This is a genomic window from Achromobacter sp. EB05, from assembly GCF_044232075.1.
GTDB classification, from domain to species: domain Bacteria; phylum Pseudomonadota; class Gammaproteobacteria; order Burkholderiales; family Burkholderiaceae_B; genus Achromobacter; species Achromobacter dolens.
In genome coordinates this window covers 1,489,154-1,513,889 of sequence record NZ_CP155917.1, presented here as the reverse complement: position 1 = coordinate 1,513,889, position 24,736 = coordinate 1,489,154, and the positions used below count along the sequence as shown (strand labels likewise).

23 protein-coding genes are annotated in these 24,736 nt (G+C 66.8%); 10 read left to right on the top strand and 13 right to left on the bottom strand.

Translation table 11 applies throughout. The annotated features are described in order from the left end of the window. Positions 1-228 precede the first annotated feature (228 nt). From AAID08_RS06920 to AAID08_RS06880, 9 genes are all read left to right on the top strand, one after another. Positions 229-417 carry a hypothetical protein gene (locus AAID08_RS06920; protein ID WP_006393542.1) on the top strand — a complete coding sequence of 63 codons (189 nt, stop codon included), beginning with the start codon at positions 229-231 and terminating at the stop codon, positions 415-417. A 152-nt stretch (positions 418-569) separates the two neighbouring features. Next, on the top strand, positions 570-1,085 hold the full coding sequence (locus AAID08_RS06915; RefSeq protein ID WP_054501505.1) for an RDD family protein: 516 nt from the start codon (positions 570-572) through the stop codon (positions 1,083-1,085). A gap of 152 nt (positions 1,086-1,237) precedes the next feature. Beyond that, positions 1,238-2,146, top strand: coding sequence for a DUF2167 domain-containing protein (locus AAID08_RS06910; RefSeq protein WP_054501506.1), 909 nt, complete (start codon positions 1,238-1,240; stop codon positions 2,144-2,146). 3 nt (positions 2,147-2,149) lie between these two features. Further along, on the top strand, positions 2,150-2,875 hold the full coding sequence (locus tag AAID08_RS06905; RefSeq protein WP_054501507.1) for a site-2 protease family protein: 726 nt from the start codon (positions 2,150-2,152) through the stop codon (positions 2,873-2,875). A gap of 105 nt (positions 2,876-2,980) precedes the next feature. Then, a complete protein-coding gene (locus tag AAID08_RS06900) occupies positions 2,981-3,853 on the top strand; it encodes a UDP-2,3-diacylglucosamine diphosphatase (RefSeq protein ID WP_144654979.1) in 873 nt (290 codons plus the stop codon). A 128-nt stretch (positions 3,854-3,981) separates the two neighbouring features. Beyond that, positions 3,982-5,649 (top strand): acyl-CoA synthetase, encoded by a 1,668-nt coding sequence (locus tag AAID08_RS06895; RefSeq protein WP_054501508.1) that lies wholly within the window; start codon positions 3,982-3,984, stop codon positions 5,647-5,649. Between the two features lie 46 nt (positions 5,650-5,695). After that, positions 5,696-6,217, top strand: a complete 522-nt coding sequence (locus AAID08_RS06890) for a gamma carbonic anhydrase family protein (RefSeq protein ID WP_054501509.1) — start codon at positions 5,696-5,698, stop codon at positions 6,215-6,217. Between the two features lie 86 nt (positions 6,218-6,303). Further along, complete coding sequence (hslO, locus tag AAID08_RS06885; RefSeq protein ID WP_054501510.1) at positions 6,304-7,233, top strand: Hsp33 family molecular chaperone HslO; 930 nt, start codon at positions 6,304-6,306, stop codon at positions 7,231-7,233. A gap of 47 nt (positions 7,234-7,280) precedes the next feature. Further along, positions 7,281-8,054, top strand: coding sequence for a TadE/TadG family type IV pilus assembly protein (locus tag AAID08_RS06880; RefSeq protein ID WP_240806393.1), 774 nt, complete (start codon positions 7,281-7,283; stop codon positions 8,052-8,054). Between the two features lie 82 nt (positions 8,055-8,136). Here AAID08_RS06880 and ftsB read toward each other — a convergent pair whose 3' ends face one another. The 4 genes from ftsB to AAID08_RS06860 all read right to left on the bottom strand — a co-directional run bounded on the left by ftsB (position 8,137) and on the right by AAID08_RS06860 (position 12,103). After that, positions 8,137-8,583 (bottom strand): cell division protein FtsB, encoded by a 447-nt coding sequence (gene ftsB / locus AAID08_RS06875; protein ID WP_175189351.1) that lies wholly within the window; start codon positions 8,581-8,583, stop codon positions 8,137-8,139. 64 nt (positions 8,584-8,647) lie between these two features. Beyond that, the gene (eno, locus tag AAID08_RS06870; RefSeq protein WP_006389345.1) at positions 8,648-9,934 is read right to left on the bottom strand and encodes a phosphopyruvate hydratase; all 1,287 of its coding nucleotides are present in this window, start codon (positions 9,932-9,934) and stop codon (positions 8,648-8,650) included. Positions 9,935-9,938: 4 nt separating this feature from the next. Further along, positions 9,939-10,223 carry a DUF1330 domain-containing protein gene (locus AAID08_RS06865; protein ID WP_006389344.1) on the bottom strand — a complete coding sequence of 95 codons (285 nt, stop codon included), beginning with the start codon at positions 10,221-10,223 and terminating at the stop codon, positions 9,939-9,941. Between the two features lie 227 nt (positions 10,224-10,450). Next, positions 10,451-12,103: a CTP synthase gene (locus AAID08_RS06860; RefSeq protein ID WP_054501512.1), complete on the bottom strand. Its 1,653-nt coding sequence runs from the start codon at positions 12,101-12,103 to the stop codon at positions 10,451-10,453. A 191-nt stretch (positions 12,104-12,294) separates the two neighbouring features. Between AAID08_RS06860 and AAID08_RS06855 the strand changes: the two genes are divergently transcribed. Further along, a complete protein-coding gene (locus AAID08_RS06855; RefSeq protein WP_395757477.1) occupies positions 12,295-13,299 on the top strand; it encodes a hypothetical protein in 1,005 nt (334 codons plus the stop codon). An 80-nt stretch (positions 13,300-13,379) separates the two neighbouring features. Here AAID08_RS06855 and AAID08_RS06850 read toward each other — a convergent pair whose 3' ends face one another. The 9 genes from AAID08_RS06850 to AAID08_RS06810 all read right to left on the bottom strand — a co-directional run bounded on the left by AAID08_RS06850 (position 13,380) and on the right by AAID08_RS06810 (position 24,691). After that, on the bottom strand, positions 13,380-15,170 hold the full coding sequence (locus AAID08_RS06850) for an aminopeptidase P family protein (protein WP_336235877.1): 1,791 nt from the start codon (positions 15,168-15,170) through the stop codon (positions 13,380-13,382). 8 nt (positions 15,171-15,178) lie between these two features. Continuing rightward, on the bottom strand, positions 15,179-16,081 hold the full coding sequence (locus tag AAID08_RS06845; RefSeq protein ID WP_336235876.1) for a M55 family metallopeptidase: 903 nt from the start codon (positions 16,079-16,081) through the stop codon (positions 15,179-15,181). Positions 16,082-16,101: 20 nt separating this feature from the next. Then, a complete protein-coding gene (locus AAID08_RS06840; protein WP_336235875.1) occupies positions 16,102-17,196 on the bottom strand; it encodes a P1 family peptidase in 1,095 nt (364 codons plus the stop codon). Positions 17,197-17,365: 169 nt separating this feature from the next. Then, on the bottom strand, positions 17,366-18,268 hold the full coding sequence (gene gsiD, locus AAID08_RS06835; protein ID WP_054501517.1) for a glutathione ABC transporter permease GsiD: 903 nt from the start codon (positions 18,266-18,268) through the stop codon (positions 17,366-17,368). Between the two features lie 7 nt (positions 18,269-18,275). Then, complete coding sequence (gsiC, locus tag AAID08_RS06830; RefSeq protein ID WP_006389337.1) at positions 18,276-19,196, bottom strand: glutathione ABC transporter permease GsiC; 921 nt, start codon at positions 19,194-19,196, stop codon at positions 18,276-18,278. An 89-nt stretch (positions 19,197-19,285) separates the two neighbouring features. Further along, positions 19,286-20,839 carry a glutathione ABC transporter substrate-binding protein GsiB gene (gene gsiB, locus AAID08_RS06825; RefSeq protein ID WP_054501518.1) on the bottom strand — a complete coding sequence of 518 codons (1,554 nt, stop codon included), beginning with the start codon at positions 20,837-20,839 and terminating at the stop codon, positions 19,286-19,288. A 66-nt stretch (positions 20,840-20,905) separates the two neighbouring features. Further along, positions 20,906-22,792 (bottom strand): dipeptide ABC transporter ATP-binding protein, encoded by a 1,887-nt coding sequence (locus AAID08_RS06820; protein ID WP_064524437.1) that lies wholly within the window; start codon positions 22,790-22,792, stop codon positions 20,906-20,908. A 46-nt stretch (positions 22,793-22,838) separates the two neighbouring features. Continuing rightward, positions 22,839-23,819 (bottom strand): isoaspartyl peptidase/L-asparaginase family protein, encoded by a 981-nt coding sequence (locus AAID08_RS06815; RefSeq protein ID WP_064524435.1) that lies wholly within the window; start codon positions 23,817-23,819, stop codon positions 22,839-22,841. Then, positions 23,816-24,691 (bottom strand): MurR/RpiR family transcriptional regulator, encoded by an 876-nt coding sequence (locus AAID08_RS06810; protein ID WP_054501521.1) that lies wholly within the window; start codon positions 24,689-24,691, stop codon positions 23,816-23,818. Before AAID08_RS06810 ends, AAID08_RS06815 begins: the two co-directional genes overlap by 4 nt. Positions 24,692-24,736 lie beyond the last annotated feature (45 nt).

The window sequence follows — 24,736 nt, the reverse complement described above, 5'->3', positions numbered from 1 at the left end:
CGGTTCGTCCCCGGGGCGTCATCCTATTTCCACGGCCCGCGCGTTGTAAAAGCGCCGCAACATCGCGCCCGTATCTTTGCTTATGGTGCCCCGCAGCGCCGATTTGGGGCATCATCAGCACCAGGGTGTTGCCAATGCGCACCAGGTGCTTGCACAGTTTCAGGGTTAACCCTATAATTCGGGTTATCCCTAGTAGCTAAACAACAGTGCAAGCCCGTGGAGGCTATTGTGATCAACCCGAACAACACCATCCGCCTGACCGACGAACTCGAGCGTCAACTGATGCTCCAGGCCATTGAAGAACAGTTCCGCCCGCACCCGATGCGTGCGTTGGCCGCGGGCCTGCGTAAGCTGGCCCACGGCGTCCGTGCCCTGGCTGGCAAGACGAGCGCCAAGAACGCGCACTCCGCCGCCTGAGCAGGACCCAGGCCTTCGGGCCTGAACGATTTCCCCTTGGGGGCTGCATAGCCCCTTTTATAGACCCGCCCTTACCGGCGGGTTTTTTTTATGGCCGGCACCGGGAAATCGTCAACCCACCAGGCGGTGGCTTTGTCGGATAATACCGGCCCATGACCGACGCCTCCCTCGACCAGACCCCCAACCGGCTGCGCCGGTTCGCCTGCATGATGTACGAAGCCGTGCTGCTGTTCGGCGTGGTCTTCCTGGCGGGTTATCTGATGGACACCCTGACCCAGAGCCGCAACGCCCTGGAATTGCGGCCCGTCCGCCAGGCCTGGCTGTTCGTGGCAATCGGCGCCTACTTCGTGCTGTGCTGGCGCCGCCGCGGCCAGACGCTGCCGATGAAGACCTGGAATATCCGCCTGGTCGATCGCGACGGCAATCCGCCCTCCACTGCCCGCCTGATCCTGCGCTATGTGCTGGCCTGGCCCCTGGTGCTGGCCGGCGCCGCCGTGGTCTGGGCCGCCGCCAGCGCCACCGGCTGGCCGTCGATGGACATGTTCATCGTGGCCGCGCCGTTCACGATCTTCGTCTGGTCGTGGTTCGATCCCGACGGCCAGTTTCTGCATGACCGCCTGCTTGGCACGCGCCTGCGCAATGCGCCGCAGCGCAAGAAAACCCGGTGAGCGAGCCTTGAGTCAGGTGCCTGACCACACGCTGAACATACCTGCTTACAACTGGCAAAATCATGCGGCGAATTAGGCGCAGGCTTTCAGAAAGTTGAAAGTCGCGCGCAAAGACAATGGGGCCCCTTTCATAGACGCTCCAATAACTAATCATGCGCGCATTCCTTTCCCGCCTGTCGCTGGCCGCCGCCAGCGCCCTCCTGTTCCTGCCGTTCGGCGCCTCGGCCCAGAATGCCGCCGCGCAACAGGAGATCGAAGCCGCGATGAAAGCGGCCTACGCGGCCGCCCAGGAAGGCCCGGCGGATGTGAAGCTGGGCGACCAGGCCGTGGTGCACCTGCCGGAATCCATGTTCTTCGTGCCGCGCCTCCAGGCCGACCGCCTGATGGCAGCCTACGGCAATGGCAAGGACCCCTCGCTCTTGGGCGTGGTCATGCCCAAGAGCGACGATGACGACTGGGTCATCACCATCAACTTCGACAAGGCCGGCTACATCAAGGACGATGACGCCAAAAACTGGAACGTCAACGAGCTGTTGGACAGCCTGCGCGACGGCACCGAGGAATCCAACGTCGAACGCAAGAAGCGCGGCTTTCCCGAACTGGTGATGGACGGCTGGGTCGAGGCGCCGAAGTACGACAGCAACACCCAGCGCCTGGTCTGGTCGGTCGCCGTCAAGCACAAGGGCGAGACGGCCAACGACAACCCCACCGTCAACTACAACACCTACGCGCTGGGCCGCGACGGCTACATCACGCTGGACCTGATCACGCAGAAGAACCTGGTGCCGAAGGACAAGACCGCGGTGCTGACGCTGCTGGACAACCTGAAGTACGTCGAGGGCAAGCGCTACGCCGACTTCAACTCGTCCACCGACAAGGTCGCCGAATACGGGCTGGCCGCGCTGGTCGCGGGCGTCGCCGCCAAGAAGCTGGGCCTGTTCGCCGTGATCGCGGCGTTCCTGGCCAAGTTTGCCAAGGTCGGCATCCTGGCCGCCGCGGCGCTGGGCGGCGGGCTGTGGAAGCGTTTCCGCGGCAAGAAGGCCGAACAGCAGCAACCCTGAGCAATGAAGCTGCTCCTGCTGCTGTTTTCCGGTATCAAATACCTGAAATTCGGCAAGCTGTTCGCCACCGGCGGCACCATGCTGCTGTCGGTGGCCGTCTACGCCTTCGTCTTCGGCTGGCGTTACGCGGCCGGCTTCGTGCTGTTGCTGCTGGTGCATGAACTGGGCCACTACATCGCGGCGCGCCAGCGCGGGCTGGACGTGGGCGCGCCCGTCTTCATCCCGTTCGTCGGCGCCTGGATCCAGCTCAAGGACATGCCGCACGATGCCGACACCGAGGCCTATGTGGGCCTGGGCGGGCCGCTGGCCGGCACGGTAGCGTCGCTGGCCTGCTATTTCGCGGCGCGCAGCACCGGCAGCGACCTGCTGCTGGCGCTGTCGTACGCGGGCTTTTTCATCAACCTGTTCAACCTGATCCCGCTGTCGCCTTTCGACGGCGGCCGCATCACCGCGGTGCTGTCGCCGCGCATCTGGCTGGTGGGCGTGCCGGTGCTGGTGGCCCTGTTCTTCTGGCGTCCCAGCCCGATCCTGATCCTGGTGGCGGTGCTGGCCTTTCCGAACGTGCTGCGGGCCTTCAAGTACGACCCGACGCTACCCGAGAACCAGGCCTATTACGGCACCACGCTGGAAAGCAAGCTGACCTATACCTGCGCCTACCTGGGCCTGGTCTGCGTGTTGGCCATCATGGCCCACGACGTGCACGACATGCTGGGCCATCTGCGCGGCTGATCCCGCCTGTTTGACGGCCGCCGCCGCCGAAACGGAGGCGGCAGTCACAACAGCGTCACTTTTTTTTCATGTCACGGTCATCGCGGGGTGATTTCATTCCCAGGCATGACGACAGCCCCCATGGACAGCACCGTGAACGAAATCCGCCCCACGCACTGGCGCGCTCTCTGGATTTCCGACATTCACCTGGGCACCGCCGGGTGCAAGGCGGAATTCCTGCTGGATTTCCTCGAGCATAACGATTCCGACACCCTGTACCTGGTCGGCGACATCGTCGACGGTTGGCAACTGCGCAAGCACTGGCACTGGCCCAGGGCCCATAACGACGTGATCCAGCGCATCCTGCGCAAGGCCCGCAACGGCACCCGGGTGGTGTTCATCCCCGGCAACCATGACGAATTCGCGCGCGAATTCGCCGGCTACGCCTTTGGCGACATCGAGATCCTGGACGAAGACGTGCACGTGACGGCCAAGGGCCTGCGCCTGCTGGTGCTGCACGGCGACCAGTTCGACGGCGTGATCCAGCACAGCCGCTGGCTGGCGCACCTGGGCGACGGCCTCTACCAACTGGCGCTGTGGATCAACCATCATTTCAACCGCCTGCGCCACCGCCTGGGACTGCATTACTGGTCACTGTCGCAGTACCTCAAGCACAAGGTCAAGAACGCGGTGTCGTTCATCACCGACTTCGAGGAAGCGCTGGCCGGCGAGGCCCGCCGCCGCGGCCTGGACGGGGTGGTGTGCGGCCACATCCACAAGGCCGAGCTGCGCGACGTGGGCGGCATCCTGTACTGCAACGACGGCGACTGGGTGGAAAGCCTGTCGGCCCTGGCCGAGACCCATGACGGCCAGTTGCAGTTGCTGGACTGGGCCGCGATCCAGGCCGAGCGCCAGGCCGACCCGACGCCGCGCAAACCCCGTTCGCTGTCCCTGCCGGCGCTGCCGTCGGCGCTGCGCCGGCAGGGCAAACACCCGTGATAACCCTTATACGTCCCCGTTACGCAACGCGGATATTGCAGTTCACGGCCCTCTAGGTCATGCTTGCAATTGGGGCAACGGGCAAAAACTGACCCGTTCACGCTGCAACATGCTCACAACATAGGGCCATGAACGACCAATATCAGGTGCTCTACCAAACATTCCGCTGGCTGGTTCCCACCCAGTTCAACATAGCGGAAGCGTGCTGCCACCGCTGGGCATCCAGTAGTCCGGATGCGCGGCGCATCGCCATCTACTACGAAGATGAAGCCGGCAACCGCGAGGTCTGGACCTATGCGCGGCTGGCCGAGGCCGCCAATCAGTTGGCCAATGGCTTGGTCAAGATGGGCGTGGGCCGCGGCGACCGGGTCGGTGTGGTTTTGGGGCAACGCCCGGAGACCGTGGTGGCCCACATGGCCATCTACAGCGTGGGCGCGGTGGTGCTGCCGCTGTCGGCGCTGTTCGGCCCCGAAGCCCTGCAGAGCCGCCTGTGCGATTCGGAAACCCGCGTCGCCATCGTCGACCATGCTTCCAGCGCCAACCTGCTGGCCGTCAGCGACAATTGCCCCAACCTGCAACAGATCATCGGCATCGGTTTCGCCGACGAGCGCGTCCTGCCCTGGCGCAGCCTGCTGGCGCGCCAACCCAGTGAATTCAAGCCGGTGCCGACGCGTTCGTCGGATCCGGCCATCCTGCTCTATACCTCCGGCACCACCGGCGCCCCCAAGGGCGCCCTGCTGCCGCACAGCGCGCTGATCGGCAACCTGCCGGGTTTCGTCGCTTCCCAGGACTGGTTTCCGCGGCCCGCCGACGTATTCTGGTCGCCCGCCGACTGGGCCTGGACCGGCGGCATGATGGACGCGCTGCTGCCGACGCTGTATTTCGGTCATCCCATCGTCGGCACCCGCGGCCGTTTCTCCGTCGAGCGCGCCTTCGAGCTGCTGGAACGCTACCAGGTCACCAACACCTTCCTGTTCCCGACCGCGCTGAAGATGATGATGAAGGCGGTGCCCGAGCCTCGCAGTCAATACCAGTTGGCGCTGCGGTCCATCATGAGCGCCGGCGAAAGCGTCGGCGAGACCGTATTCGAATGGTGCCAGTCGGCGCTGGGCGTGACACCCAACGAGATGTTCGGCCAGACCGAGATGAACTACGTGGTCGGCAACAGCCAGAAGCGCTGGCCGGCCAAACCGGGCAGCATGGGCCGGCCCTACCCCGGCCATCGGGTCGCGGTGCTGGACGACGCCGGCCAGCCGGTGGCGCCTGGCGAAACCGGCGAGATCGCCGTGAATCGCTACGACATCCACGGTTTTCCCGACCCGGTCCTGTTCCTGGGCTACTGGCGCGACGAAGCCGCCACCCAGGCCAAGTTCAAGGGCGACTGGTGCCTGACGGGCGACCTGGCCCGGATCGACGCTGACGGCTATCTCTGGTACGCCGGCCGCGCCGACGACGTGTTCAAGTCGTCCGGTTACCGCATCGGCCCCGGCGAGATCGAAAGCTGCCTGGTCGGGCACCCGGCCGTGGCCAATGCCGCGGTGGTGCCCAAGCCGGACGCCGAGCGCGGCACGGTGGTCAAGGCCTATGTGGTGCTGACGCCGGAATTCGCCCAGCGCGACCGCGGCGACATCATCGAGAACCTGCAGGAACACGTGCGCGAGCGCCTGGCGCCCTACGAGTACCCGAAGGAAATCGAATTCGTCGAAGAATTGCCCATGACCACCACCGGTAAAATCCAGCGTCGCATCCTGCGCCAGCGCGAAGAAGAACGCGCGCGGGCGTCCAGGCCCCAATGACGCGGGCGGGTCCGCAGAGATCCGCCGCCGCACCCGGAGACAGGGCATGCCCATTTACCAGCTCGACGACCTCATTCCCCGCATCGATTCGGCCGCCTACGTGGCCGACAGCGCCGACATCATCGGCAACGTCACGCTGGAGGCCGGCGTCAGCATCTGGTCACACGTCTCGATCCGCGGCGACAACGACGCCATCCTGATCCGCCAGGGCACCAATATCCAGGAAGGCAGCGTGCTGCACGTGGATACCGGCTGTCCCATGAGCATCGGCCCGAACGTCACCGTGGGCCACCAGGCCATGCTGCATGGCTGCACCATCCACGAAGGCGCGCTGGTGGGCATGCAGGCCATCGTGCTGAACAATGCCGTGATCGGCCGCAACTGCCTGATCGGCGCCGGCGCCATCATCCCGGAAGACCGGGTGATTCCGGACAATTCCCTGGTCATCGGCATCGGCAAGATCGTGCGCGAACTGTCGGACGAGGAAATCGCCAACCTGCACAAGAACACCGCCCATTACGTGGCGCGCGGCCAACACTACAAGACGGCCCTGAAACGTCTGGCCTGAGCCCGCCGCCGGGGACGCCCCGGCAACCGCCGACACCCCTGCCGCCGACAGGGGGAATCGGCCGTCCGATCGGCTAACATTCTTCCATGACCGATCAGCTCAAGAAATACCTCCTCGAAGACCGTAGCGTCCGCGTCCAAGCGGTGCGCCTCACGGATACCTGGAAGGCCGTCCAGGCCAACCACGACTACCCGCCCGCCATCACCCACCTGCTGGGCGAATTGGTGGCGGCCTCCACCCTGCTGGCCGCCAACATCAAGTTCGATGGCTCGCTGGTGCTGCAGATCCAGGGCGACGGCCCGATCGCCCTGCTGGTGGTGGAATGCCGCTCCGACCTCAGCCTGCGCGCCACCGTCAAGGTGCGCGAAGGCCATGACGTGCCGACCGATGGCGACATGCAAAGTCTGCTGAACCCGGGCGGCAATGGCCGCTTCATTGTGGTGCTGGACCCCCAGCACAAAGTGCCCGGCCAGCAGGCCTACCAGGGCATTGTGCCGCTGGAAGGCGAAACCGTCGCCGAAGCCCTGCAGCACTACATGAAGGCCTCCGAGCAGCTCGACACCCGTCTCTGGCTGGCCGCCGACGCCGACCATGCCGCCGGCATGCTGATCCAGCGCCTGCCCCACCACGGCGGCTCGGACACGACGACGCTCAGCGAACAGGCTGCCACCGAGACCTGGGACCGCGCCACGGCGCTGGCCACCACGCTCAAGCGCGACGAACTGCTGACCACCGAGATCGACACCCTGATCCACCGCCTGTTCTGGGAAGAAACGCTGGTGGCGTTCGATCCGCTGCCGGTGCGCTGGCACTGCCCGTGCACCCGCGAACGCGTGGCCAACATGCTGCGCTCGCTGGGCCAGGCCGAAGTCGACGACATCCTGGCCGAACGCGGCCAGGTCGACGTGGCCTGCGATTTCTGCGGCAAGCCCTACGTCTTCGACGCGGTCGATTGCGCCGCGCTGTTCACCGGCAGCCAGCCGGCCAACGGCGACGCGCCGCCCACCGTGCATTGAACCGCGCCGGGGTCCCTGCCTCGGCTTGTACGAATCGACAGGCGGTCATGCCCGCGCCACACTGGCCGGCCATGACCGCCTTTTTTGTCGCCTCGCGCTCCCGCGCCGCGCGCCCGCTGCAGCGTGGCGCCGCCGCCCTCGAGTTCACCCTGATCGCCGCCCTGATGCTGCTGCTGGCGCTGGGCACGGTCGAGGCCGTCCGCTGGCAACTGACACGCCAGATCGTCCACCTGGCGTTGTTGCAGGCGGCCCGCGCCGGCGCCACGACCCACGGCGATCCGGTCCACATCCGCGCGGCATTCCAGCAGGCCCTGCTGCCGCTGCACGCCGGCGCCGGCGGCCAAGCCGGCGCCCGCCGCCGTCAGGCCCACGCCCAGGCGCGCATCGCCGGGCAAGTAGGCGCGTCCCCATGGCGTATCGAGATCCTGCGGCCCGACGCCCAGGCCTTCCGCGATCATGCCCGGCCGGGGCTGCGCACCGATGCACCCGCCGGCCTGCAGGCCATCGACAACGCCTACCAGGCGCTGCAATACGCGCGCCGGCCCGACTTGCCGGACAGCCGCAGCATCTTCCGGGCCAATACGCTCAGGCTGCGGCTGACCTATCTGTACCGTCCCCTGCTGCCGCCATTGCGCCCACTGCTGGCGGCATTGGCCGGAGCCGACGGCAGCTACGCGGCCGCGGCGCGGGCTATCGGTCTCGCGCCGATCGGGATGGAACTCGAGGTGGAAATGCACAGCCATCCCGTGGACTGGCGCGGCGCCCAGCCGTATCCGCCCGGCATGGTGGCCGGGGCGTGCCGCGGCCTCCACTGCCCGTGAACGGACCGGGTGGGGCGGACATCAGCACTGGAGTATGACGGGACCGTTGGCGGGTCCGGGCATTGCCCGGACGCGTGGCGGATCAGCGTTGGGGAGTGGCGGTGCCGTTGGCGGGCCGGGCATTGGCCGGCCGCGTGGCGGAAGTGGCGGCCGGGGCCGGCCTGGCGGGCGTGGCCGGCGCGCTCGCACGCACCGGAGCGGCCGGGCGGGTGGCGGCCTCGGTGGCCAGCGACGCGCCGCCCGCGGGCGGCTGGGTGTTCTGCGGCAGGATGTGCACGAAGACTTCGCCGTCGCGCATCATGCCCAGTTCACCGCGGGCCCGTTCCTCGATGGCGCCCGACCCGTTTTCCAGGTCGCGGACTTCGGCCTCCAGGGCCGCGTTGCGCGCGCGCAGGCCTTCGTTGGTCTCGCGCTGCGCCGCCACCTGGCGTTGCAGGTCCCAGACCTTGAGCCAGCCGCCCTTACCCAGCCAGAGCGGGTACTGGATCAGCCCTACCAGCACGAACAGCACCAGGAACAACAGGCGCATACGCGGGAACCCTCAGCAGTCGTGGCGCTAACGAGGCCGCGGCGCGTGCCGCGGCCCGCTTACATTAACGCAAGTTGTAGAAGGCTTCCAGGCCGGGGTACGACGCGACTTCGGCCAGTTCTTCCTCGATGCGCAGCAACTGGTTGTACTTGGCCATGCGGTCCGAACGCGACAGCGAGCCGGTCTTGATCTGCATGGCGTTGGTGGCCACGGCGATGTCGGCGATGGTCGAATCCTCGGTTTCGCCCGAACGGTGCGAGACGACGGCGGTGTAGCCGGCGCGCTTGGCCATTTCGATGGCGGCGAAGGTCTCGGTCAGGGTGCCGATCTGGTTGATCTTGATGAGGATCGAGTTGGCCACGCCCTTCTGAATGCCTTCGCGCAGGATCTTGGTGTTGGTGACGAACAGGTCGTCGCCCACCAGTTGCACCTTCTTGCCGAGCTGGTCGGTCAGCAGCTTCCAGCCTTCCCAGTCGTTTTCGGCCATGCCGTCTTCGATCGAGATGATCGGGTACTTGTCGCACCAGGTCGCCAGCAGGTTGGTGAATTCCTGCGAGGACAGCGAGATGCCGCCTTCGCCGGCCAGGGTGTACTTGCCGTCGCGGTAGAACTCGGAGCTGGCGCAGTCCAGGCCCAGGGCGATCTGCGTGCCCGGCTCGTAGCCGGCTTCGGTGATGGCCTTCAGGATCAACTGGATCGCGGCTTCGTGGCTGGCCACGTTGGGGGCGAAACCGCCCTCGTCGCCCACCGCGGTGGACATGCCCTGGCCGTGGATCAGCTTCTTGAGCATGTGGAAGACTTCGGCGCCCCAGCGCAGGGCTTCGCGGAAGCTGCCCGCGCCCACCGGCAGGATCATCAGTTCCTGCAGGTCGAGGGTGTTGTTGGCGTGCGCGCCGCCGTTGATGACGTTCATCATCGGCACGGGCATGCTCATGGGGCCGCTGCCGCCGAAGTAGCGGTACAGCGACAGGCCGGACTCGTCGGCGGCGGCGCGCGCCACGGCCATGGAGGCGGCCAGGATGGCGTTGGCGCCCAGGCGTTCCTTGGACTCGGTGCCGTCCAGTTCGATCAGGGTGCGATCGACGAAGGTCTGCTCCTGGGCGTCCAGGCCCATCAGCGCTTCCGAGATTTCGGTATTGAGGTTCTCGACGGCGCGCAGCACGCCCTTGCCGAGGTAGCGGCCCTTGTCGCCGTCGCGCAGCTCGATGGCTTCGCGGGCGCCGGTGGACGCGCCCGACGGCACGGCCGCGCGGCCCATGGCGCCGGATTCCAGCAACACGTCACATTCGACGGTCGGGTTGCCGCGCGAATCCAGAATCTCGCGGCCGATGATATCGACGATTGCACTCATGACTTTACATTCCCTGAACGATAAACATATTCATCACGGCCGCGCCTTCACGGGCATTGCGGGCGCGTCGGTACTGCCAGGAGTCGTAGAAGGCCTGGGCCGCGGCCATGGACGGAAACTCCATGACGACGGTGCGGCCGGGCTCACGCCCCTCGAGGTGCCGGGATTCGCCGCCGCGCACCAGGATCTTGGCATCGTACGCGCGCATGGCGAGCGTGGACAGACGCTTGTAATCCTCGTACTGCGCGGGCTTGGTCACTGTGACGTCGGCGATGAGATAGGCACTCATGGGGTTCCTTCAGGACAGTTGCATTGATGGGGTCGCGGCGCCGGACAGCGAGACACGGGCAGTGTCGCGCAACACGGCGGGGCCGTGCCTGTCCGATGCTAAGTGGTTGTATCCGAAAGCAGCGCCGCGGCGCGAGGCCGCGGCGCATTGTCCGCCAGGAGCGACGGCGGGAACGGGGCCGGCGGCCCGGGCGGCGCAGATGCGCGGCTCGGTGCCGCCGACCGCCATTACGCCCCCTGGCCGCGGCGAGCCTTCTGCTCGATGGCGGCGCGGATGTAGCTGGAGAACAGCGGGTGGCCGTCACGCGGGGTGGACGTGAACTCCGGGTGGAACTGGACGCCGACGAACCAGGGGTGGTCGGGCAGTTCCATGATTTCCGGCAGGTTCTCCGTCGGGGTGCGCGCGCTGATCACCATGCCGGCCTCTTCAAGGCGCGGCACGTAGACGTTGTTGACTTCGTAGCGGTGGCGATGGCGTTCGTTGACTTCGTCGCCGTAGATCGACTGGGCGCGGGTGCCCGGCTTGATCGGCACGCGCTGCGCGCCCTTGCGCATGGTGCCGCCGAGGTCGGACGAGTTGTCGCGCTTCTCTACCTTGCCTTCGCGGTCCATCCATTCGGTGATCAGGGCCACCACGGGATGCGGCGCCGACGGATCGAACTCGGTGCTGTTGGCGCCGCCCAGGCCGGCCACGTGGCGCGCGAATTCGATCACGGCCAGTTGCATGCCCAGGCAGATGCCCAGGTACGGCACGCCGTTTTCACGGGCGTAGCGGATGGCGGCGATCTTGCCCTCGGTGCCGCGCTTGCCGAAGCCGCCCGGCACCAGGATGGCGTCCAGGTGCTTGAGCTGGTCGGTGCCGCGGGTTTCGATGTCTTCGGAATCGATGTACTCGATGTTGATCTTCGAGCGCGTGTGGATGCCGGCGTGCACCAGGGCTTCGGTCAGCGACTTGTACGATTCGGTCAGGTCGACGTACTTGCCGACCATGCCGATGGTGAGCTGGTGTTCGGGGTGTTCGAGCGCCTCGACCAGGTTGTCCCACATGGACAGGTCGGCCGGCGGCGGGGTCAGGCCCAGCGCTTCGCAGACGATATTGTCCACGCCCTGCTTGTGCAGCATGGCCGGGATCTTGTAGATCGAGTCGGCGTCCCACACCGAGATGACGGCATCCAGGGGGACGTTGGAAAACATCGAGATCTTGGCGCGCTCGTCGTCCGGGATGGGACGGTCGGCGCGGCACAGCAGCGCGTTCGGGTAGATGCCGATTTCGCGCAGCTTCTGCACCGAGTGCTGGGTGGGCTTGGTCTTGAGTTCGCCGGCGGACGCGATGAACGGCACCAGCGTCAGGTGCACGAACGCGGCATTGTTGCGGCCCATGCGCAGGCTCATCTGGCGCGCGGCTTCCAGGAAGGGCAGCGATTCGATGTCGCCCACGGTGCCGCCGATCTCGACGATGGCGACGTCGGTGTTGCCGTTCCAGGCGGCGTCAGCGCCCCGGGCGATGAAGTCCTGGATCTCGTTGGTGATGTGCGGAATGACCTGGACGGTCTTGCCCAGGTAGTCGCCCCGGCGCTCCTTGCGCAGCACCGATTCGTAGATCTGCCCGGTGGTGAAGTTGTTCACCTTGTGCATGCGGGCGGAGACGAAACGCTCGTAGTGGCCCAGGTCCAGGTCGGTCTCGGCGCCGTCTTCCGTGACGAACACTTCACCATGCTGGAACGGGCTCATGGTGCCCGGATCGACGTTGATGTAGGGGTCGAGCTTGAGCATGGTGACCTGCAGACCACGCGACTCGAGGATGGCGGCGAGCGACGCAGCGGCGATGCCCTTGCCCAGGGAAGACACCACTCCGCCGGTGACAAATACGTATTTGGTCATCGTAATAAGCGCCCGGGACGAGCGGGCGCGTGCGGGAAATTTGGATTATAGCCGGGAGGCGGAACTTGTCTGGGTTTTCCCCTAGCGGCCAGGCGTAACATTTGGCTGCACTCGCGCGCAGGACCGAAATGCCGTGACGGTGGCCATCATGCTATGGTCGTCCCCGATTTTCTTGTCCCGAGGCCCCTGCGATGAACCTTCCGACCGCACACCCGAACGCGCTGGCCAGGCGCCTGACCACCGCCGCCGTCGGCCTGCAGTTGCTGGGCGCCATCCTGGTCCAGCTCTACCTGATAAGCGCCGGACCGCTGGCCGCGCTGACGCGCGAGGCGTTTGCCCGGCCCGACATGCTGGCGAGCACGGTCGTGAACATCGTCGCCGGCTGCATCCTGGTCGGCCTGACCACCTGGGGAGCCACGCAGCGCTGGCTGCGCCGGCACAACGCGGGCGACGTCGACCGCCCGGGCAGGATGGTGGCCGTGCTGCTGGCGGTCTCGCTGGTGCTGTTCGTGCTGATCTCGACCGGGCTGGCGTTGCTGCAGCACGGTTTCTACACGCTCATCGTGAGGCACAAGGAATGGGTGGACGAGGCCTTCGGCTATTACGGCGTCCGCCGCATGCTCCTGATGGCCCTGCCGCCCAAGCTGTGCGCCATCCTGCTCACCATCCTGGGCAGTTGGCTGGCGGTGCGCATCGCGGCCTGGAGCGTCACCCCCGTAGCAGCGCAGGCGCCGTTCCTGCAGCGGCGCCACGCCGCGTGGATCGCCGCGCTGACGCTGCTGCTGTGGCAATTGCACGTCGCGCTGGTGATCGGCCTGTACTTCATGCCCGATGCGGGATCGGCCGGCATGCTGGAATACGCGATCGGCTATTGGATACTGCCCGCTTTGCTGCTGGCGCTGGCCGCATGGGTCTGCCTGCGCAACCTGCCGCAAGCACTGGGCGCGGCAGGCATGGGCCGCGCCATCGCCCACGGCACTTTCGCGTTCTGGCTGACCCAGGTGCTGGGAATCGGTCTGGCGCTTTTGATCATCTGGTCCATGACCTGGAGCCAGTTGATACGCACAGCCGCGTCATACACGACCTCGGTGGTGTCGGTGCTGATCTACAGCGTGCTGCTGGCGCTGAGCTGCTACCTTGGCGCCCGGTTGCTCTACCGCCGCCGCGAGACGCCGCCGGAGAGCGCGTCGGCCTGAGCGCCGCGCGAAGGCGCAACGCCGCAAGCGCAATGACAAAAGGCCCCGTTGGGGCCTTTTGTCATTGCAGGACGCGACCGTCAGATCGCCGCGGTGCGGCGTTCCAGCCAGGCCAGCGCTTCGCCCTCGACCAGCGGCGACAGGCGCTCGAACACGGTCTTGTGATAGTCGTTGAGCCACGCGATTTCATCCGCGCGCAGCAGCGACAGTTCGATGCAGCGCGTGTCGATCGGGCACAGCGTCAGCGTCTCGAAACACAGGAACTCGCCCAGCTCGGACGTCAGCCAGGCGCGGTTGGCCACCAGGTTCTCGATGCGCACGCCCCAGCGGCCAGGACGATAGATGCCCGGTTCGTTGGACGTGATCATGCCCGGTTCCATGGCCGTGTGCGGACCGGGAACCGCGCGATAAGAGATGACCTGCGGGCCTTCGTGCACGTTCAGGAAGTAGCCCACGCCGTGGCCGGTGCCGTGGCCGTATTCGGCGCCGCCCTCCCAGATCGGGGCGCGCGCGATGGCGTCCAGCATCGGCGACGGCGTGCCGCGCGGGAACGAGGCGCGCGACAGCGCGATCATGCCCTTGAGCACCAGCGTGAAATCGACCTTCTGGTCGGCGCTGGGCGTGCCTACCGCGACCACGCGGGTGATGTCGGTGGTGCCGCCCAGGTACTGGCCGCCGGAGTCGATCAGCAGCAGGCCGTCGCCTTCGATGGTGGCGTGCGATTCGGCCGTGGCGCGATAGTGCGGCATGGCGCCGTTGGCGTTGAAGCCGGCGATGGTGGCGAAGCTGGGGCAGACGTAGTCCGGCCGGCGGGCGCGAGCGGCGGTGATCTGTTCGTCGATGGTCAGCTCGGTGATGCGCTCGTTGCCCAGCGCGCCCTCGAACCAGGCGAAGAATTCGCACAGCGCCGCCCCGTCCTGCGCCATGGCCTGGCGCACATTGGCCAGTTCAGCGTCGGTCTTGCGCGACTTGAGCAGCGTGGACGGGTTGATGGCCTCGACACGCGGCACGGCGGGGTCCATCGCGTGGAACACGCCGCAGGTGACGCGCGCCGGATCGATCAGCAGCTTCTGGTCGAGTTCGAGCGAGGCCAGCGCGTCGGCGGCCTGGGCGTAATCGGCCACTTCGACGCCATCGGCGGCCAGCGTGGCGCGCAGCGCGGCGTCGATCTTGCCGTCAGCCACGAACAGCGTGGCATGGTCCAGGCCGAGCAGCGCATGGCCGACGAACACCGGGTTGTAGTCGACATCGGCGCCGCGCAGGTTGAAGAGCCAGGCGATGTCGTCGAGCGTGCTGATGAAATGCACGTCGGCGCCATGGGCGCGCATGGCGGCGCGCACCTGGGCCAGCTTGTCGGCGCGCGTGACGCAGGCCTGCGGCGCCACGTGTTCGTAGATCGCGGCCGACGGCAGGCCGGCCCGGTCGGTCCAGATATCGTCCAGCAGGTCGGCGCGGATCTCCAGCGTGGCGCCGGACGTGGCGGCGGCCACCGACAGCGCGCGGAACGCGGCCAGGCCCAGCACCTGCCCATCGACGCCGATGACATCGCCGGCGCGGGTGTTGGCGGCCAGCCAGTCCACATGGCCCGGCGTGGTGGCGACGGCGATCTTCATCAGTTGCACGCCGGTGCCGGCCAGTTGCGCCTCGGCCTGCACCCAGTAGCGGCTGTCGACCCACAGGCCGGCGAAATCGGCGGTCACCACCAGCGTGCCCACCGACCCCGTGAAGCCCGACAGCCAGCGCCGGCCCTGCCAGCGCGCCGGCAGGTATTCGGACAGGTGCGGATCCGAGGACGGCACGATATAGGCGGACAGGCCGCGGCGGCGCATGGCCTGCCGCAGTTGGGCGATACGGGTGTCGGTGCTGGACATGGGTTTCCTTAGCGCAACATGAAGGACATGGCGGCCAGGCTGTTCAGCGTGCGGATGGCGGCCTGCATGCTGTCCGTGGTGAACCGCAGCGTCACGCCGTCCACGCGCTCCAGCGTGGGCCACATGCAGAACAGGTCGGCCAGGGCCGACGACTGCGTCTGCAACCGGCATTCTATAGGGGCGGGGATGCGGAACGGAATTGCCTTTCCACCGCTGGGCCGCCCCGAGGTGGAAACGCCCCCCTGGGGGGCAGCAAGCCCGCCTTGCGGGCGCGGCGTGGGGGTCGTTCCCTTCAAGTTGCGCACGGCCGTCTCGGCAGCGGCGGCGATCGCGCGGCGCGAGGCCGCCGGCGACAGCGTCACGCCGCTGCCCTGGCCATGCGCCACCTTGGTCTGCACCCACTGCGCGCCGGGGAACAAGTCGGTGGTCTCGGCGATGAACACGTCGTCGCCGGTGGCCAGGATGACGGGCACGCCCATTTCGCCGGCCAGCGCGCCGTACAGGCCGGCCTCGCCCAGCTCCATGCCATTGATGAAGACGCGCGAGAAAGCGAAGCTGTTGATGGTGTGCGCGAGGATGCCGCGCCCCTGCGAGCGCGAATGGTAGCCGATCATGAAGACGGCGTCGCAGCCCTCTTCCAGGCCGCCCATCATGCCCAGGTAGCGCGGCTTGCCCAGCACCAGGCGGGCGCGTTCGTCGATGCCGTCCGGCAGCAGGTTGCGGAAGCCGCCGTGCGAATCATTGACCAGGACCTCTTCGGCGCCGCCGGCGATGGCGCCCTGCACGGCCGCGTTGGCCTCGGCGGTCATCCAGGCGCGGGCGCGCTCGTATTCGCCGTTGCCCGCGCGGACTTGTTCGGCGTGGAAGACGCCGGCGACGCCTTCGATATCGGTGGAAATCAGGATCTTCATGGAGAGTGCCTTCGTAGGATTCAGAATTCGGTGTCCGCCAGCCATTGGCGCCAGTCGGGCGCGGCGTCGCGGATGGCGGCGCGCTGATGGCCATCGCGGCCCAACACGCCGTCGGCCTGCCACAGCGCGGCGATGATGGCCTGCTCGCAGGCCTCGGCCGCCGCCTCGAACAGCGGATCGATGCGGGTCTCGTGCAGCATGGCGATGGCCGGCATCGGCCGCTCGGCCTGTTGCGGCACGGTGTAGGCGGTGGAGAACGCCAGCGCGATGTCGCCGCTGCCATGACCGAACACCGAGCCGGTGCGGGCCAGGCCGGCGCCGGCGCGCAGCGACAGGCGGCGCAACTGGCGCGCGTCCAGCGGCGCGTCGGTCGCCACCAGCAGGATGATGGAGCCCTTTTCCGGCACGATGGCGGCGTTCTCGCCCGCCTGCGCCAGGCCTCGGTCCAACTGGTCCGCCAGCCGCCGGCCGAAGGGCCGGCCGGCCACGGTCAGGTTGGGCAGGCGGCCGAAATTGGCCAGCACCAGCGCGCCGACCGTGTAGCGCAGGCCAGGCTGGATCGCGGCCACGCGCGAGGCCGAGCCGATGCCGCCCTTGAAGGAAAAGCACGACATGCCACGGCCCGCGCCGACCGCGCCCTGTGCCATGCGCTTGTCCGCGGCGGCCAGCGCCTGGACGTAGTGCGATTCCTGCACCGCCATGGCCTGGATGTCATTCAGATAGCCGTCGTTGCACTCGAACACCAGCGGATTGACCGTCGACATGCCGCGGCCGATCTCGGGCGTGGCCGCCACCGCCGCGCGGATCTGGGCGTTGGCCACGGTGCCCACGCCGAAGGTGTTGGTCAGCGCGATCGGCGTTTCCAGCACGCCCAGTTCCTGCACCTGGACCAGGCCGGTGCTCTTGCCAAAGCCGTTCAGCACCGTGGCGGCGGCCGGCACCTTGTCCAGGAACAGGTTGCCGCCATGCGGGCGCACCACGGTCACGCCGGTCTGCAGCGCGCCGTCGTCCAGCGTGCTGTGGCCAACGGTGATGTCGCCCACGTCGCAGATCGAATCGAGCGCGCCGGCTTGCAGCTTGCCGATGCGGGGTTGGTCCAGCGCTTGTTTGTCCATGCTTGTCGATGCGTGTCGCCACGCTCCAGAATGCAAAATGCCGCCGTCCCGCGCGACCGTGGCGCGCGCCGCGAGGCGGGCGCCCGGACGCGGGCGGCGGCAAGGGGATCGATGGGGCGCGCCGCGCCCCGAAGGGCGGCCGGCGCGGCGGCCATCATCCGCTTGGCGGTTACTTGCGGTCGATCTTGGGATCGAGCGCGTCGCGCAGGCCGTCGCCCAGCAGGTTGAACGCCAGCACGGTCAGGAAGATCGCCAGCGCCGGGAAGATCGCCACATGCGGGGCGATCACCATGTCGGCACGCGCCTCGTTCAGCATCGCGCCCCACTCCGGCGTGGGGGGCGAAGCGCCCATGCCCAGGAACGACAGGCTGGCCGCGGTGATGATCGAGGTGCCGATACGCATCGTGCCGTACACCACGATCGGCGAGATCGTGCCGGGCAGGATGTGGCGCATGATGATGGTCCAGTCGGACGCGCCCACGCTCTTGACCGCCTCGACGTAGGTCATCTGCTTGATCGACAGCGTGTTGCCGCGCACCAGGCGGGCGAACGCCGGCACGCTGAACACGGCCACGGCCACGATCACGTTGACCATGCTCGAGCCCAGGATCGCGACCACGCCGATGGCCAGCAGCATGCCGGGGAACGCCAGCAGCACGTCGGAGACGCGCATCGTGATGCGTTCCCACCAACCTTCATAGTAGCCGGCCATCAGGCCCATGAAGGTGCCGACGATGGCGCCCATGGCGACGGACAAAAAGCCCGCGGCCAGCGAGATGCGCGCGCCCATGATGATGCGGCTGAAAATGTCGCGGCCCAGCGAATCCACGCCCAGCCAGTGCGTCCAGGACGGACCGGCGTTGAGCGCGTCGTAGTCGAAGAAGTTCTCCGGGTCGAACGGCACGATCCAGGGGGCCAGGATCGCCACCACGACCAGCAGCAGGACGAAGACGCCGGCGCCCACGGCCAGCTTCTGCTTCTTGAACTTGCGCCAGAACTCGGTGGCGGGCGTGCGCACGTCGTTCTTGGGCACGGCGGCGGCAACGGTTGCGGCGGGTGTCGTATTGCTCATGGCCGCCTCACTTGTAACGGATGCTGGGATTGATGACGCCATAGAGCACGTCGACAATCAGGTTGATCAGGATGAATTCCAGCGAGAACAGCAGCACCAGGCCCTGGATCACCGGATAGTCGCGTTGGGTCACGGCGTCGACCAGCAGGCGGCCGAGGCCGGGCCAGTTGAACACCGTCTCGACCACGATCGAGCCGCCCAGGAGGAAGCCGAACTGCAGGCCCATCATGGTGACGACCGGAATCAGCGCGTTGCGCAGCGCGTGCTTGATGACCACGCGACGCTCGCTCAGGCCCTTGGCCCGGGCGGTGCGCACGAAGTCTTCCTGCACCACTTCGACGAAGGAAGCGCGGGTAAAGCGCGCCATCACCGCGGCCACCGCCGCGCCCAGCGTGATGGACGGAAGAATGTAGTGTTTCCAACTGGAGGCGCCCACGGTCGGCAGCCAGCCCAGGTTCACGGAAAAGATCTGCATCAGCATCATGCCCAGCGCGAACGCGGGGAACGAGATGCCGGACACCGCCAGCGTCATGCCGAGGCGGTCGGGCCAGCGGTTGCGCCACACGGCCGACACGATGCCGATGATCATGCCGAAGGTGACGGACCAGACCATGCTGGCGATCGTCAGCCACAGCGTGGGCATGAAGCGATCGGCGATTTCGGTCGAGACGGGACGCTTGGTGCGCAGCGAAGTGCCGAGGTCGCCTTGCAGCATGTGGCTGAAGTAGCGCACGAACTGCTGCGGCAGGGGCAGATCCAGCCCCAGTTCCTTGCGCACCAGTTCGACGGTCTGCTGGTCAGCCTCCTGGCCCGCGGCCAGTCGCGCCGGGTCGCCCGGAAGCATGTGCACAAACAGGAACACGACCACGGCCACCAGCAGCAGCGTGGGGATCATGCCCAAAAGACGTTTGACGATGTAGGTCAGCATTGAAATTCCTGCAACATCGGCGGGGACACCGCGTCCCCGCCGTATGTGGCCTTGCAAGGGGCCGAACGGCCCCGTGAGTTACCGCCGGTTTACTGCTTCAGGTCGATGTCGCCGAACCAGAACGAGGTGTCCGGTTCCACGTACACGCCCGACAGGTTCTTCGACTTGACGTACAGGTTGTTCTGGGTCACCAGGAAGGCCCACGGGGCGTCCTTCCAGATGGTTTCCTGAACGGTCTTGTAGATCTCGGTCTTCTTGGCGCGGTCGGTCGTCGCCAGGGCCTGCTGGATGCCGTCGTCAACCGACTTGTTCGAGTAGTACGACACGTTGTTGAGCACCGGCGGGAACGCGGCGGTGGTCAGCAGCGGACGCAGGCCCCAGTCGGCTTCGCCGGTCGAGGACGACCAGCCGGCGTAGTACATGCGGACCTTGGCGTCTTCAGGCTTTTGCACCTGTTGCACGCGCTGCACGCGCTGGCCCGATTCCAGCACTTCCACCGACACCTTGATGCCGACTTGCGCCAGTTGCTGCTGCAGGAACTGCACCACCTTCACCGAGGTGCCGTCGTTGTAGGCGGACCAGAGCTGGCTTTCGAAGCCATTGGGGTAGCCGGCTTCGGCCAGCAGGGCCTTGGCCTTCTTGATGTCGTACGGCCACGGGCCGGTCTTGTGGGCGAAGTCGACGCCGGTCGGCACGACGCCGTCGACGACGGTGGCGTAGCCCGAGAAAGCGACCTTGGCCAGGGCTTCCTTGTTGATGGCGTAGTTGATGGCTTCACGCACCTTGACGTTGTCGAACGGCTTTTGCTGCACGTTCATCGACAGGTAGCGGGCCATGATCGAGTTCTTGTGGTCGACCACGTCCAGCTTGTCGTTCTTGGACAGCACGGCGGCCTGCTCGAACGGCACCGGGAAGGCGAATTGCGCTTCGCCCGTCTGCACCACGGCGGCGCGGGTGTTGTTGTCGGTCACGGTGCGGAAGGTCAGGGTGTCGACCTTCGGGTAGCCCTTCTTCCAGTAGCCGTCGAACTTCTTGACCTTCAGGTATTCGGCGGGCTTCCATTCGACGAATTCGAACGGGCCGGTGCCAACCGGGTGGAAGCCGATTTCCTTGCCGTACTTGGCCAGGGCGGCCGGCGAGATCATCATGGCGGCCGGGTGGGCCAGCGCGTTGATGAAGGCCGAGAACGGCTTCTTCAGCGTGATCTTGACGGTCAGCGGGTCGATCACTTCGATCTTCTCGATGACGCTGAACTGGATGTAGCGCGACAGGCGGTTTTCCGGGTTGGCCGGACGGTCGAAGTTGATCTTGACGGCTTCGGCGTTGAACGGGGTGCCGTCATGGAACTTGACGCCATCGCGCAGCTTGAAGGTGTACACCAGGCCGTCTTCGCTGACGGTGTAGTCGGTGGCCAGGACCTTCTGGACCTTCAGGTCCTTGTCGAACTCGAACAGGCCTTCGTAGTAGGCCTTGCCGGCCGCCTGGTTCAGCGTGCTGTTGGTGTTGTACGGGTCGAGCGTTTCCAGCGCGATGGAGACGGCAAACGTCACGTCCTTGGCAGCATGCGCCAGCGGCGAGGTGAGCACGCCGAAGGCCACCGCGGCGGCGGCCATCAGCTTGGTGGGGCGCAGAACTTTCATCATTGCAACTCCTGGTTCCTGTGCGGAATTAGGGGGTTTGGTGGAAGAAAAACAAGTACGACAACTGACTCAATACGCTCCGCCGACCGCGTGGCGGGCGACAAAGTGATCGGTTCCTACCTGCACCAGCGGTTGCACCACCGGCTCGTCGCCGAGCTTGCGGATCGGGCTGGGAATTTCATCGGACAGCAAAGTGCGTTTCATGTGGCGGCGCGCCGGATCGGCGATCGGCACGGCGGCCATGAGCTTCTTGGTATAGGGGTGCTGCGGGTTCTCAAAGATGGCCCGGCGCGGACCGATCTCGACAATCTGCCCCAGGTACATGACCGCCACGCGATGGCTGACGCGCTCGACCACGGCCATGTCGTGAGAAATGAACAGGAACGAAATGCCCATGTCGCGCTGCAGGTCGATCAGCAGATTGACGATCTGCGCCTGGATCGACACATCCAGCGCCGACACCGATTCGTCCGCGATCACGACCTTGGGGTTCAGGGCCAGGGCGCGCGCGATACAGATGCGCTGGCGCTGGCCGCCGGAGAATTCATGCGGGTAGCGCTGCGCCATTTCGGGCGGCAGGCCGACGCGCTCGAGCAGTTCTGCCACGCGCTGTTCGGCCTCTTTGCCCTTGGCCACGCCGTGCACCAGCAGCGGTTCCATGATCGAGAAACCGACGGTGACGCGCGGATCAAGCGAGGCGAACGGATCCTGGAACACGAACTGGATGTCGCGGCGCAAGGCTTGCAGTTCGGAAGTCTTCAGGCGCACGATGTCGCGCCCGCCGAAGCGGATCTCGCCGCCCTGGCTGTCCACCAGGCGCAGCAGCGAGCGGCCGGTGGTGGATTTGCCGCAACCGGATTCGCCCACCAGCGACAGCGTCTCGCCGGGGTACAGGTCGAAGCTGACCTTCTCCACGGCGTGCACGCGGCGCTGCACGCGGCTCAGTATGCCGCCGCGCAGGTCGAAGCGCGTCACCAAGTCGCGCACGCTCAGGATCGGCTCGCGGCGCGCGGCCGGCACTTCCTGGGTGCTGGTGGCGCCGGGTTCGGCCACCGGCTGCGCCTTGCCGTCCACCTGCAGCAGCGGGAAACGCGCCGGCAGGTCGGTGCCCTGCATCGCGCCCAGCTTCGGCACGGCCGACAGCAGCGCCTTGGTATAGGCATGCTGGGGCGTGGCGAACACCGACGCCGACGGGCCTTCCTCGACCTTGTCGCCGCGGTACATGACCAGCACGCGGTCGGCCACTTCGGCGACCACGCCCATGTCGTGGGTGATGAACACCACGCCCATGTGCATTTCTTCCTGCAACTGGCGGATCAGTTGCAGGATCTGCGCCTGGATGGTGACGTCCAGCGCGGTGGTGGGTTCGTCGGCGATCAGCAGCGCCGGCTTGCAGGCCAGCGCCATGGCGATCATGACGCGCTGGCGCATGCCGCCCGACAACTGGTGCGGGTAGCGGTCCAGCACCGACTTGGCTTCCGGAATGCGCACCTGTTCCAGCATGCGCAGGGCTTCGGCGCGCGCGGCCGCGGCGTCCATGCCCTGGTGCTCGCGGATCGACTCGGCGATCTGGTCGCCGGCCGTGAACACCGGGTTCAGGGACGTCATCGGCTCCTGGAAGATCATGGCCATGTCGGCGCCGCGCACGTTGCGCATGGCGCGCTGATTGGCGTTGACCAGGTCGATCACGGAGCCGTTGCGCCGGCGCAGGGCCATGCTGCCCTGGGCGATGCGGCCGCCGCCGTGCTCCACCAGGCGCATCAGCGCCAGCGACGTCACCGACTTGCCCGATCCCGATTCGCCCACGATGGCCAGGGTCTCGCCCCGGTCCACATGGAACGACAGGTTGCGCACGGCTTCGACCGTGCGCTCCGAACCCACGAAGCGCACCGTCAGGTCGTCGACCTGGACCACGCGGTTATCCGGCAGCGCCAGGCTGTTTGCGCGATCAACCATATCTCTAGTAATCCCTAAAACTGACAAAAACGAAGCCCGTCGCCGCTCAGCGATAGATGGCGGTGACCGGCTTCTCACCGACGCGGGCGTAACCGCGGTACATGCCTTCCGTGTTGAACGGCAAGGCCACATTGCCCTGGGCGTCAACGGCCACCAGGCCGCCCTTGCCGCCGATGGTGGGCAGTTTTTCCATCACGACGCGGTCCGCCGCCGTTTCCAGCGAGGCGCCGCAATATTCCATCTGGGCCGCCACGTCATAGGCGGCGACCATGCGGATGAACATCTCGCCCGTGCCCGTGGTGGACACGGCGCAGGTCTTGTTGCTGGCGTAGGTGCCGGCGCCGATCAGCGGCGCGTCGCCGACGCGGCCGACCTGCTTGTTGGTGATGCCGCCGGTGGAGGTGGCCGCGGCCAGGTTGCCCTGCGCGTCCACGGCCACGGCGCCCACGGTGCCGAACTTCTTGTCCGCGTCGAGCGGATCGGCCGGCGCCGGCTGGCCGCGCGCGACCATGGCCTGGCCGTCGTGGTCCAGCACCGCCGCTTCCGGCGTTTCGCGCTGCACGCGCAGCAATTGCTCGCGGCGCGCCTCGGTGGAGAAATACGAGGGGTCGACGATTTCCAGGCCGGCGTCCTTGGCGAAGGCTTCGGCGCCCTCGCCCACGAACAACACGTGCTTGCTGGTTTCCATGACCTTGCGCGCGGCGAACACCGGGTTGCGCACGCAGTTGACATTGGCGATGGCGCCCGAACGCAGCGTGGCGCCGTCCATGATGGCGGCGTCCAGTTCATGGGTGCCGGCGCTGGTGAACACGGCGCCATGGCCGGCGTTGAACAGCGGGCAATCTTCCAGGAGGCGCACGGCTTCGGTGACGGCGTCCAGCGCGCTGCCGCCACGGGCCAGCACGGCCTGGCCGGCCGTCAGGATGGATTCGAGGGCGCTCAGGTATTCCTGCTCTTTCTCGGGCGACATGGCCGCGCGGGACATCGCGCCGGCGCCACCGTGAATCGCGATCACGGGTTGAATCATCGTTTACCTACTCCATGGATGAGCCACGGCATCACCGACTGGGTCACCCCAGCGGCGGCCGCGACGGAATTCTTGGCCCGATAGGCCACCGCCGCCGAAAGGGCTTCGATCAGGCCCAGCGCGGCGGTTTCGGAATTGGGAATCAGTTGGCGCGTGGACACCGCGTACAGCACCACCGACGCGGTCGGCGCCAGCGGCGAGGTGGGCTTGTCGGTCAGCACCAGCACCGGCACGCCGGCCTGCTTGGCGGCGCCCGCCAGGGTCACGGTGTCTGCCAGGTAGCGCGGAAAGCCGATGGCGATGACCAGATCCTTGCTGGTCATGCGCGACATCTGGCGCGCCGCGTGCGATACGCCGCCCGGGCCGGCCAGCGATTCGACGGAATGCAGGTGCATGCACAGGCCACGCTGCAGCATGCCGGCCAGGAAGCCGCTGGCGCCAAAACCGATGATGAAGACGCGGTCGGCGGCCAGGATGGCATCGACCGCCTGCTCACAGGCGGCGGCATCCAGGCTCTGCAGGTTGCGCTGGGCGTTGCGGATGTCTTCTTCGAGGGTCGCGGCGAATATCTGCACCGCGCTGGCCGAATGCGCGAGTTCGGTGCGCAATTTTTCGACCGGCTCCAGCGCCGCCTCGAAACCGCGTGCCAGTTCGGCGCGGAATTGCGGGTAACCCGGCAGGTCCAGGGCGCGCGCGAAACGGTTGGCGGTGGCGACCGACACGCCCGCCGCCGTCGCGAATTCGTCGATGGTCATCGTGGCGACGCGGAACTGGTGCGCCAGGACGTACTCGGCCATCTTGTGCTGCGTGCGGCTCAGCGCGGGCTGGGCCCGGGCGATCCGATCAGCGATCGTGAGTGCGGCCTTGTTCATCGAGAAAGAGGGGGAAACGTAGCGAAGGTTTGTGTAAATCTGTTT